The sequence below is a fragment of the Streptomyces lycii genome, assembly GCF_009735685.1.
Lineage (GTDB): Bacteria > Actinomycetota > Actinomycetes > Streptomycetales > Streptomycetaceae > Streptomyces > Streptomyces lycii.
Window position 1 is genome coordinate 24,880 of sequence record NZ_WHPN01000014.1, and the last position, 11,423, is coordinate 36,302.

Annotated in this window: 9 protein-coding genes; 1 reads left to right on the forward strand and 8 read right to left on the reverse strand. The window is 72.8% G+C overall.

The window, feature by feature from the left end; genetic code table 11:
• Window positions 1-7: 7 nt before the first annotated feature.
• Both GCU69_RS00640 and GCU69_RS00645 read right to left on the reverse strand, forming a co-directional pair.
• Entirely contained in the window at window positions 8-940 is a 933-nt protein-coding gene (locus GCU69_RS00640; RefSeq protein WP_156204834.1) for an alpha/beta hydrolase fold domain-containing protein, read from the reverse strand.
• A gap of 259 nt (window positions 941-1,199) precedes the next feature.
• Complete coding sequence (locus GCU69_RS00645; RefSeq protein WP_098750262.1) at window positions 1,200-2,042, reverse strand: helix-turn-helix transcriptional regulator; 843 nt, start codon at window positions 2,040-2,042, stop codon at window positions 1,200-1,202.
• Between the two features lie 260 nt (window positions 2,043-2,302).
• Between GCU69_RS00645 and GCU69_RS00650 the strand changes: the two genes are divergently transcribed.
• Window positions 2,303-3,325, forward strand: coding sequence for an aldo/keto reductase (locus tag GCU69_RS00650; protein ID WP_098750280.1), 1,023 nt, complete (start codon window positions 2,303-2,305; stop codon window positions 3,323-3,325).
• Between the two features lie 441 nt (window positions 3,326-3,766).
• On the opposite strand, the gene GCU69_RS00655 is transcribed toward GCU69_RS00650, so the two are convergent.
• The 6 genes from GCU69_RS00655 to GCU69_RS00680 form a co-directional block, all read right to left on the reverse strand.
• Window positions 3,767-5,080: a glycoside hydrolase family 30 beta sandwich domain-containing protein gene (locus tag GCU69_RS00655; protein WP_098750261.1), complete on the reverse strand. Its 1,314-nt coding sequence runs from the start codon at window positions 5,078-5,080 to the stop codon at window positions 3,767-3,769.
• Window positions 5,081-5,485: 405 nt separating this feature from the next.
• A complete protein-coding gene (locus GCU69_RS00660) occupies window positions 5,486-6,274 on the reverse strand; it encodes an SDR family NAD(P)-dependent oxidoreductase (protein ID WP_098750260.1) in 789 nt (262 codons plus the stop codon).
• 207 nt (window positions 6,275-6,481) lie between these two features.
• The gene (locus GCU69_RS00665; RefSeq protein WP_156204835.1) at window positions 6,482-8,383 is read right to left on the reverse strand and encodes an alkyl/aryl-sulfatase; all 1,902 of its coding nucleotides are present in this window, start codon (window positions 8,381-8,383) and stop codon (window positions 6,482-6,484) included.
• Between the two features lie 373 nt (window positions 8,384-8,756).
• The gene (locus GCU69_RS00670) at window positions 8,757-9,419 is read right to left on the reverse strand and encodes a peroxiredoxin (RefSeq protein WP_328629974.1); all 663 of its coding nucleotides are present in this window, start codon (window positions 9,417-9,419) and stop codon (window positions 8,757-8,759) included.
• A gap of 186 nt (window positions 9,420-9,605) precedes the next feature.
• Complete coding sequence (locus tag GCU69_RS00675; RefSeq protein ID WP_098750258.1) at window positions 9,606-10,496, reverse strand: ABC transporter permease; 891 nt, start codon at window positions 10,494-10,496, stop codon at window positions 9,606-9,608.
• Window positions 10,496-11,423, reverse strand: a 928-nt coding sequence (locus tag GCU69_RS00680; RefSeq protein WP_328629973.1) for an ABC transporter permease, incomplete at its 5' end; no start/stop codon positions are given. The genes GCU69_RS00675 and GCU69_RS00680, both read right to left, overlap by 1 nt.

Here is an 11,423-nt window from a genome sequence, read left to right on the forward strand (position 1 = left end):
CGTTCCCTCAGTGCCGGACCGCCACGGGCCGCACACCCGCTGACGCCGCCCGGCGCACGAAGCCGGTGAGCTGCCGGCGGGCTCGCCGGGCCTCGACGGTGGGCCAGAGCGGGTAGGCGTGGATGCCGTGGCGCTCTTCGTGGAAGTCCACGGTGACACCGGTCGCCGAGGCCAGGTCGCGGAAGCGCCGGGCGTCGGCGAGGAGGATGTCCCGGGTGCCGATCAGCACGGTCGTACGGGGCAGACCGGCCGTGCCGCCGTTGACCGGGCTCACCATGGGGTCGCCCGGGCCGAGGCCGTCGGCCCACAGCGCGCCCGCGAACCGCAGGGGCTCCACGGCGAGCATGGGGTCACCCGGCTGGAGCTCCGCGATGCCGGGATTCTCCATGGACACGTCCAGCCAGGGGGAGATCAGCACCAGCTCGTCGGGCGGGGTGCGGCCGGAGTCCCGGAGCCGCTGGGCCAGGGCGAGGGCCATGCCGCCGCCTGCCGAATCGCCCATGAAGACGGTGGGACCGGCGGCCCGTTCGGTGAGCGACGCGGCCAGTTCCGTCGCCGCCGGGACGAAGCCGCGGGCCGTTCCGCGCGGGGCGAGCGGGTAGAGGGGCACGGTGACGTGCGCCGGGCCGTCGGTGGCCAGCTGCCGGATCAGATGCCAGTGGTTGGCGCCGATCTCCTCGATGTAGGCACCGCCGTGCAGATAGAGCACCTCGGTCCCGGGGCGGGTGCCGCTCGGGGAGACCCGGTAGCAGGGCCAGCCGTTCCGGAAGTCCAGCGCGATGTCGCAGGTGCGGTCCAGCTTCTTCGGCGGCCCGTACGGCTTGGGGCGGGTCTGCTGCCGCTCCACCTTGCGCCGGACCTCGCCGGTGTCGCGGTAACCCAGCTTCTTCCCGGCCGCGAACATGCCGAGAAGCAGAACGCCGCTGGTCAGGCCGGGCATGGAATGCTCCTTTCGGTGGCCGTCGCACGTTTGCGTGCCAGTCACCGGCTGCCCCGGACCGCGCTCCGGCGAACGTCCCGTTCCGCAACGGCCCGGCCGGCCCGCGGACGGCTGCCGGGAGCCCGGAGCCCGGAGCCCGGAGCCGGGCGGGAGCCGGGGGAGCACTCTCCCGGATCGCGGCAGCGCCAGAGGTGCTGCCGGACCGGTGCCGCGGGACCACTGCTGCCGCCGCGGGCGGAGGCGGGCCGCGTGCGGCGGTTCAGCCGCGGGCCAGATCCTGGAGGCCGACCACGCGCAGCAGCTTCAGCCGCCCGGATGACTCGCTGCCCGGGCGGGCCGTGTAGACGATCAGCCGCTGGTCGTGCTCCGGGCTCAGCAGCACCTCGCAGTCCAGCTCCAGCAGGCCGACGACCGGATGCAGGAAGCGCTTGACGTCGCTGCGGCGCACGGCGACGTCGTGGGCGTCCCACAGCGCGGAGAACTCCTCGCTCGCGGCGCGGAGCCGGCGTACGAGCCGGGCCAGCCGCGCGTCGTCCGGGCGCCGGGCGAGTGTGGCGCGCAGATCTGCCACCGCCGCGCGGGCGGAGCGGTCCCGGTCCTCGGGCGGGAACATGTCCCGGCCCGACGGGTCCGTGAAGAACCGCCAGGTGATGTTGCGCTCCGCCTCGGGCCGGGCGGACGCGTCACCGTGGAGCGCCTTGGCCATCGCGTTCTGCGCGAGGATGTCGGCGCGGTCGCTCACCACCTGGGCGGGCGTGTCGGTCAGCCGGTCGAGGACGAGGAGCAGCCCGGGGCGTACGTGCTCCGTGGCCGGCCGGTTGCGCGGCGGCTCCTCGCCGGCCAGATGGAAGAGGTGGTCGCGTTCGTCGCCGCTCAGCCGCAGCGCGCGGGCGACGGCGGCGAGCATCTGGCGGGACGGGCGCGAGCCCCTGGCCTGCTCCAGCCGCGTGTAGTGGTCGGTGGACATGCTCGCGAGCTGCGCCACCTCCTCACGCCGCAGTCCCGGGGTGCGGCGCCGGGTGCCCTCGGACAGGCCCACGTCGGCAGGGGCCAGCCGGGTGCGGCAGCGGCGGAGGAAGTCGGCCAGCTCGGTTCTGTCCACGCCTTAACCATGCACCGGCGGGCCCGGGCCCAGCCAGGGACTGCCGGTCCCCGGATGAGGGCGTCTCTCCCGCCGGCGGCCGCACCGCCGCACGCTGGAACCCGGCTCGACGGACCGGCGGCGCCCCGCAGGTGCGACGGGACGGACACCGGAGTGCCGCGTACCGCGGGCGGGCGCCCCGACGACAGCTGAGCCGTCGCCCACGGGCGCACCGGTGTTCACGAATGATCCGGAATCCTGAGAAAAGAGGCATGATCGCCATGCAGTACCGCACGCTCGGCCGGACCGGTATCAAGGTCAGCCCCTATGCGCTCGGCGCACTGATGTTCGCCACGACCATCGGCAATCCCGACTCCGACGACTCGGCCCGCATCATCCACAAGGCGCTGGACGCGGGAATCAACGTCATCGACACGGCCGACGTCTACGGCGACTCCGAAGAGGTGGTCGGCAAGGCGATCCAGGGCCGGCGCGACGATGTGGTCCTCGCGACCAAGATGGGCCGTCCGATGGGCGACGACCCCAACCGGCGGGGCGCCTCGCGGCGCTGGATCGTGACCGCGGTGGAGAACTCGCTGCGCCGCCTGCGGACCGACCACATCGACCTCTACCAACTCCAGCGGCCGGACCCCGACACCGATGTCGAGGAGACCCTCTCCGCGCTGTCGGACCTGATCCACAGCGGGAAGGTCCGTGCGATCGGCACGTCCACGATGCCGGCGTCCGACATCCTCGAGGCCCAGTGGGTGGCCGAGCGGCGCGGTCTGGCACGGTTCCACACCGAGCAGCCGCCGTACTCCCTGCTCGACCGGGGCATCGAACGCGAGGTGCTGCCGGTCGCGCAGCGCTACGGGGTGGGCACGCTGGCCTGGGGAGCGCTCGGACAGGGACTGCTGACGGGGCGCGTGCGGAAGGGAGGGCGGAACGAACTCCGCCGCGCCGGTCTCTTCAGGCACCTCAACGACGAACGCCGGCTCGACGCCGTCGAGCAGTTCATCTCGCTGGCCGACGAGGCGGGCATGCCGCTGACCCATCTGGCCATGGCGTTCGCGATCGCTCACCCCGGCGTGACCACCGCGCTCGTCGGGCCGCGCACCATGAGCCATCTCGACGACCTTCTCGCCGGCGTCGACGTCGCGCTCACCGACGACATCCTCGACCGGATCGACGAGATCGTCCCGCCGGGCACCGACGTCGCCCCGCTCGACCAGGCCCATGTGCCGCCGGCTCTCCAGCAGCCCGGCCTCCGCCGCCGCCCCGCCGGCGAGCGCACCGCCGCCTGACCACGGGAGCGCGGCGGACCGCGCACGCCTCGACGGCCGTCCCGGGATGAGCCCGCGGTTCGCGGAACCGGCCGCGTCCCGACGCCGACGGGCTCCACGTCCCGCAGCCGCCGCCGTGGCGCCGCCGGGCGGGCGAATCGTCCGGGAGGACCGAGCCGGGGGACGCCGACTGCTCCGGCCCCACCGCGGCCGCCTGCCGCGCGGAGGGGGCCGTCGGCGACGTACGACGAGCGGCGCGAGGAAGCTCGCCCACCAGGAGGCTGCCGGTGAGGTGAGCCGGACGGCCCCGCTCCGGACGGCCCCCTCCGGACGGGCCCGCCGGGCCGGCCGGAGGGGCGGGAGCACGAGGCCGGACGAGGTGGCCGACGGGGTCGCCGGACCTGGCGGCGGAACGGCGAGGCCGAGGAGGTGGCCGGACCCGGTGGCGGGACGGCTCGCCCCCTATCCGGTCACGAAGGTCGTCACACTCTGGGCGGGAAGCTCGCCGGTGAAGGAGCCGTTCGACACGCTGACCGCGCCCTGGGGCGCGAGGGTGCGGCCGGCGTCCGTCAACCAGGACGTCACGCCGGACGAGGCGCCGTTCCCGAGGGTGAACGACTGACTCACCGGCGAGGCCCCCTTGTTGACGGCGACGACGACGATTGCGCCGTCACCGCCCTTGTACGCCGAGGTGTGGACGTTCGCCCGGGGGCTCGGCGTCACATCGAGCCGCACGTGTCCCGGCCGGACGAACTTCGAGAAGTGCGCCATGGCGGCACCGCGCTTGCTGATGCGGCCGTCCTCCCGCATGGGACCGTAGCTGCGCCGGATGTACCACCACACGTACGCCTGGAACTCTGCGTCCACCAGGGCGCGGTGGACGTGCTCCGCGACGTCGAGTGCCTGGGGCCAGAGATCCGCCGAGTCGCTGCTGTTGGGGTGGTAGACCTCGGTCATCCAGAGTTCCTTGCCCTGGCCCTTCTGCCGGAAGAGCGGATAGGGGAAGTCCTGGGACCGTGTGCCGTAGAGGTGAGCCCCGAGCACGTCCAGATTGGCGAGCGCCTGTGGATCGTTGAGGATCGGATCGGAGAAGCTCTTCACATACTGGAAGGACTCCGGCGCGATGACCTTGGTGCTGATCGAGCCGGCGTTCTCCCGCAGGAAGCGGATCATCTCGGCCGGGGTCCACCACGTCCATTCCTGCGCGTAATCGGGCTCGTTCTGCACCGAGACGGCGTACAGGTCCACCCCGTTGTCGCGCATGTAGGCCGAGAAGTCGTTGAGGTGCTGCGCGTAGGCCGCGTACATGTCGTACCGCAGCCGCCTCGCGTTCGTCTGGCTGCCGCGGACGAAGGTCTCGACCATCCGGGCGGGCGGATTCCAGGGGGAGGCGATGACGGTGGCGCCCAGTTCGGTCGCGCGCCGTGCCGTGGCGACCTCGCGGGCCCAGTCCGCCTGGTTCTCGTGGACGGGGATCCGCAGCACGGAGAACCCCAGCTGTCCCTCGCCGTTGCCGAACGCCGTGTCCCGCTGGGCCGGTGTCAGATCGCTGATCCAGACCGTGTGGTTCATGCCGCCGAAGCCCCGGATCGTCTGCCGCTCCGCCGACGGGTCGACGATCACATCGGCGGCGGGCGCCGCGGACGGCGCCCGGGAAGCGCCCGCGGCCGGCGCCGCGGCCAGCAGCACCGGCAGGGTGCCCATGGTCGCCAGCACCGACCTCCGGCTGGGCGTGCCGGGTCCTGTGGCCGTGGACTCGTTCGGGGGTAATCGCATGGTTCCTCCGCCTGTGCGTCGTGTTGCCCTGCGCCCTCTTCTGTGCCTGTCGCCGTCGGTCGACGCTGTTCTGCCCGGTGCGCCTCCGGTTCCGTGAGCGGTGTCCGGCCGCCCGTCCGCGATGGGCGGGCCGGCTGGTGGGCGGGGCGCGGTCCGTTTCCGCCGGGGCCGGCCGGGGTGGTGGGCGGCAAGGGAGGGCGTGGCGGAGCCGGTGCATTGGGGGCTCCTCGGAAGGAGATGCGCCGCGAGGAGCACGCGGCGGCCGGGAACGGTCACGTTCTGGAAACCCTTGCCGCAGAAGCATGGAGGCACCCGGTCCGGACGTCAATCAGCCCGGTCCGGCCACGCGCCCGAGCGGCTGCGCGACCGTCCTCGCCGACTCCCACCAGGCCAGGTCGCCGGGAGCTACAGGGCGTGGCCCCCGGCGACCTGAATGACCTGGCCGGTGATCCAGCGGGCCTGCTGAGAGGCGAGGAAGACGGCGGCGTCCGCGATGTCTTCCGGCTGTCCCACCCGTCCGAGCGGGATCAGCTCGCGGACCTGTGCCTCCAACTCCTCGGACATCCAGCCCGTTTGTACGGGGCCGGGTGCCACGGCGTTGACCCGGATTCCGGCCTTGCCCAGGTCCAGGGCGGCCGCCCGGGTGAACGCCTCCAGGGCGGCCTTGGACGTGCCGTAGCCGATCTGGCCCGGGAAGGCACGGGCCGCGTCGGTGGTGACGTTCACGACGCACGGCGGCTGCCGGCCGGGAGCACCGTCGGCACGCCGGGCGAGTTCGCCGGTGAGCAGGGCGGGTGCGATGGCATTGACCCGGTAGTGCCGCTCCATGCCCTCCGGGGTGAGTGCGTCGACGGTGTCGGGGCTCTCGCAGTGAGCCGCGCAGTTGACGAGCACGTCCACCGGCCCCATCGGGTCCTCGACCGCGTCCAGCAGGCGCTCGGCCGCGTCGGGCGCCGACAGGTCGGCGGGAACGGCGACGGCCCGGCCGAGTTCCGCCGCGAACGCGTGTGCCGTTTCGGCGGACGGAGTCCGGTGCTCCCAGCGCCGGTTGCCGGGGGCCGCGGTCTCCGTGGCGTAGTAGTGCACCGCCACCCGGGCGCCCTGGGCGGCGAAGGCCCGGCTGATGGCCCGGCCGATGCCCCCGCTGCCGCCGGTCACCAGTACGACCCGCTGGTCGAGTCCTGTGTTGAGCATGGGAACAGGGTTCTCCGCGTTCTCTGCTTTCTCTGAGTTCTCTGGATTCTCCGGGTGCTCTGCGTCCTCTGCGTCTCCCGCCTCGCGTACGCCCCAGGGGGACAACCTGACCGCTCGCGGGCCGTCGCGCAAGGTCCCGGGGACATCGGCGGCGGTTGCGGACCCCGGGCGGACGGGACACCCCCGGGCTGTCGGAGTGTCGCGGGATCACGGGGTGACGACGGCGAAGCCGGGATCCGGGCCGCCGAGGTGACCGAGGAGTTCGGCCAGCTTCCCGGGGTCGCCGGTGACCTCGACGTCCGCGCGGCCGGTCAGTTCACCGGGGGCCGTGGCGCCGAGGAGGACCGCGCGCAGGGTGGCTTCGCCGAGGGTGATCTCCGCGTCCGGCTCGCCCGCGGCGGGGCCGGTGCCCGGGACATGGGTGAGGACGCCGTTGCGCAGCCGCAGGGTGACGGGATCGCCGTCCGTGAGCCGGAAGCGGACGGCGATGTCCGCGTCCCACGCGCGGGGGCCGTCGACGCGGATGGCGAGGGCGTCGAAGAGCTGGTCGAGGGTCAGGGCGGCCAGCAGATCCGGCGCGACGGTGGAGGTGGGGGTGCCGACCGCGCCGTGGCGCAGTTCCAGGGCTCCCATGAGGAAGAAGTTCCGCCAGGTCCCGTTCTCGCTGCCGTATCCGAGCTGCTCCAGGGCGTCGGCCTGCAACTGCCGGGCCCCGGCGTTGTCCGGGTCGGCGAAGACCAGGTGGTTGACGACCTGCACCACCCACCGGAAGTCACCGTCGGCGAACGACCGCCGGGCGCGCCGCAGCAGCTCGTCGGCACCGCCCAGGAACTCGACGTACCGGCGGCCCGCCTCGGTCGGCGGGTGCTCCCACAGACGGGCCGGGTTGCCGTCGAACCAGCCCAGGTACCGCTGGTACACGGCCTTGGCGTTGTGGCTGACGGAACCGTAGTACCCGTGGGTGTGCCAGGCCTGTTCCAGGGCCGGGGGCATCTCGATCCGCTCGGCGATCTCCAGCGGGGTCAGCCCCTGGTTGAGCATGCGCAGCGTCTGGTCGTGCAGATAGGCGTACAGGTCGCGCTGCTCGGACAGAAACCTCAGGACGCGGTCGCGGCCGCGGACCGGCCAGTGGTGGGAGGCGAAGGCGACGTCCGAGCTGCCGACGAAGAGGTCGACGGCCTCCGTGAGGTAGCGGGCCCAGGTGCGCGGGTCGCGGACCTGCGCGCCGCGCAGGGTGAGCAGGTTGTGCAGATTGTGGGTGGCGTTCTCCGCCATGCAGAGTGCCGCGTGGTCGGGGAAGTGGATGTTCAGCTCCGCGGGGGCCTCGGTGCCGGGGGTCAGCTGGAAGACCATCCGGACGCCGTCGACCGTTTCGCTCCGGCCGGTGTGCGTGATCTCCCGGGTCGGCGGGATCAGCCCGACCGAACCGGTGGAGAGGGTCTGGCCGAGACCGGCCCCGATCTGCCCGCGCCCGCCCTTCGGGAGTGCGGCGCCGTACATGTAGGCGGCGCGGCGGTTCATGGCCGTACCGGCGTAGACGTTCTCGCTGACGGCGTGGTCGAGGAAGCCCCGGGGCGCGAGGACCGGGACGCCGGCCGCGACCTCGTCGTCGCCGGTGACACCCCGCACGCCGCCGAAGTGGTCGGCGTGGCTGTGGGTGTACAGCACCCCGGTGACCGGCCGGTCACCTCGGTGGCTCCGGTAGAGGGCGAGCGCCGCTCCGGCGGTCTCGGCGCACAGCAGCGGGTCGATCACGAAGACTCCCCGCTCGCCCTCCACCAGGGTCATGTTCGACAGGTCGAAGCCCCGTACCTGGTAGATGCCGTCGGTCACTTCGAACAGGCCGTGGCCGGAGCAGAGCCGGCTCTGCCGCCACAGGCTCGGATTGGCGGTGTCGGGGCAGTCCTGGCCGAGAAAGCCGTACGCGTCGAGGTCCCACACCGCGCGTCCCCCGGCGTCACGGATCACGCGGTCCCGGGCCGTGCCCAGGAATCCGCGGCGTGCGTCGTCCAGGTCCGCGGTGTCGTCGAAGGGGTACCGCCGTCGCACCGCCGCGTTGCCCTCGGCGATCCCGGGCTCCGCGGCCCTGGCTTCCGGGCTCTGGGACATCTCGGTCTCCCCTCACAGCGACGTACAAAGGCCGCGCCACGCGGAACGCACCCAGTGCCACCTTCACCCGCCCGCGGGGTGGGCGACGACCGGGTGTGCTCCGTCCGGGGAGCCGCGGCGGCAGGGACCGGTCCGAATCCGGTACGCGCAGCGCCCGCCCCGCCGGCCGGTCCGGCGGCCCGCGCTGCTCCGGCGCCGGGCGCCCGGCGCCCGTGACGGTGCGGGACGGATGTGACGGCGCGCTGCGCACGGCGGAGACCGCCGCCTCCGAGTGCTCGGCCCGGCGCACGCGCGAGTTCTCCCGTGCCGTCCGCCCGGCCTCCGGGCTGAAGGCGGTCACCGGCCGCGACCGCGTCCTTGGCGCGGACGCCGGTCACGCGTCGCGATGGTCGCGGAACCACTGCGCCACCTGGTCGGCGTGGGTGTCCGGCGGGAAGACCGGATAGAAGACGTGCTCGATCGTGGCACCGCGCAGTACGAGGCTGAGCCGCCGGCAGAGCGTCTGGCCGTTGGCCTCGAACGTCGGGAGGCGCAACTCGTCCGCAAGCGTGAGCCGGGGATCGGAGAGCAACGGGTAGGGCAGGTGCAGCCGGTCGCCGAGCGCCCGCTGGTAGTCGGCCCGGTCCGAGGACAGGGCGAGTACGCGGTCGGCGCCTGCTGCCCTGAGCGCGTCGAGGTTGTCGCGGAAGCCGCAGGCCTCCTGGCTGCATCCGCGGGCGCCGGGGATCTCGTTCCAGCCCTCCGGGATGTCGGCGGCCGGATCTCCCGTGAGCGGGTAGAGGAACAGCACCCAGCGGCCGTCGGATACGGCGTCCAGACGGACGGCATCTCCGTCCGTGCCGGTGAAGGCCAGGGCCGGGAGCGTCCTGCCCGGGAGGTGGGCGGGGCGCCGTCGTCCACCGGGGCGGGCAGGGGGTCGGCCTTGGGCAGCATCTCGTCCGGTTCCCTCGCAGGCTCGGTGGCAGTGGCAGTGGCAGTGGCAGTGGCAGTGGCAGTGGCAGAGGTAGTGGTGGGAGCGGGGGCCGGGGCGGGGAATCCGCGCCGGGCGGCCTCGTCCCTGCGGCGCGTCAGCTGGTCGCGGCTGTGCGACAGCCGGGCGATGGGGCTCGGCCGGCCCCGGACGGCCCCGGGACCGGGCGGGGCGGTCCCCGACCGGCGCCGGTGACCGGGTGACCGGCCGTCGCCCGCGATGCCGCCGGCTCCGGGGCGCGGCCTTTGGAAGCTATTCGTCCCTGACCCGGGTGACCAGCTGTGTCGGGTTCACGTAGCGCAGGGCGAGGACGAGGAGGACGAGCATCGACAGGGTGTACATCACGGCCATCGCGTCGATGGACTGCTGGGTGCGGATGCCCGCGGAGAACATGGCGTAGTAGAGGGCGACGATGAGGGTCTGGCTGTCGGGGCCCGCGGTCAGGAAGGTCAGTTCGAACATGCCGACCGTGCGCACCAGGACCAGGACCGAGGCAGCGAGGATCCCGGGGACCAGGAGCGGGGCGAGGACGCGCAGGAAGATGGCCGTGGTGCGGGCGCCGCACATCCGCGCGGCCGCCTCGATACGGGGGTCGATCTGCTCGATGAACGGGGTCATCGTCAGCACGACGAACGGCACCGACGGGACCAGGTTGGCCAGGATCACGCCGGTGAACGTGCCGGCCAGATGGAACTTGTAGAGCACCGTGGCCATCGGGATGCCGTAGGTGATCGGCGGTACGAGGATCGGCAGCAGGAACAGCAGCAGGACGAGTTTCTTGCCCGGGAACTGCCGCCGGGCCAGGGCGTAGGCCGCCGGCACGCCGATGACCACCGAGAAGAACACCACCAGGACCGACACCAGGGCGGTGGCCCAGAAGACCTGGCCGAGCTTGAACTCCTGCCAGGCGTCGCCGTACCACTTCGTCGTCCAGCCGTCGGGAAGCCAGGTGGTGAACCAGCGGGTCCCGAACGAGTCGAGCAGCGGTACGCCGATGACCCCGGCCAGGTTGACGAAGAAGAAGCCGAAGACGGCCAGCGCGACCCAGTTGGAGGGGCGGCGGTACCACCGGCGGCGGGCTTCCCGGGCGGCCGGGGGAGCGGGGGAGGCCGCGGGGTCGCGGGTTGCGGGTGTGCCGGCCATCAGCCCTTGCCTCCTGTCGACCCGCGGTACAGCATCGAGCGCCAGAGCATCACCAGGGCCACGACCACCAGCATCACCGCTCCCATCAGCATGGCGATCGCCGACCCGAGGGAGTAGTCGAAGTCCTGGAACGCCGCCTGGTACGCCTCGATCGACATGACGTGGGTACTGCCGCGCGGGTCGCCGACCAGCTGGGCGGACGGGAAGACCGCGAAGGCCAGCACGAAGGACAGACAGAACGTGATCGCCAGGCCCGGGGCGAGCAGCGGCAGCATGACGTGCCGGAAGCGCTGGACACGGTTCGCGCCGAGCGTCGACGCCGCCTGCTCCAGGCTGGGGTCGATGCCCGTGAGATACGACAGCGTCAGCAGGTACGAGAACGGGAAGCCCGTGATGATCAGGGACGCGAAGACGCCCCAGTAGTTGTGGACCAGGCCCAGGGGTTCGTCGACGAGACCGAGGTTCAGCAGGATCTTGTTGAACCAGCCGGTCGGGCCGAGGTAGCCGAGCAGGCCCTGTGCGGTCAGCACCGTGCCGAGGGTGATCGGCATCACCAGCAGGGTGATCATCAGGCGCCGTCCGCGGAAGTTCCCGCGGGTGCGGAAGGCGACGGGGACGGCGGCGAGACAGTTCACCAGGGCCGCGGGCACGGCCAGACGCAGGGTGATCCAGAGGGTCTCGCGCAGATACGGGTCGGTGAAGAAGGTGCGGTAGTTGGCCAGCGGGCCGCCGCCCTCCTTGGGCTGGAAGGAGAGCTGGAGGCCGTAGAGGAAGGGGTAGCAGAACAGCACCAGCAGGAAGGCCACTCCGGGCAGCAGCAGGAGGAGGTTGCGGTCGACGCCCCGTTCCGCCAGGCGGTGGCGCAGGGACGGCCGGCCGGAGCCGGAGGCGGGCGGCGGGGGAGCAGGCGGCGCCTCGGAGGTCCCG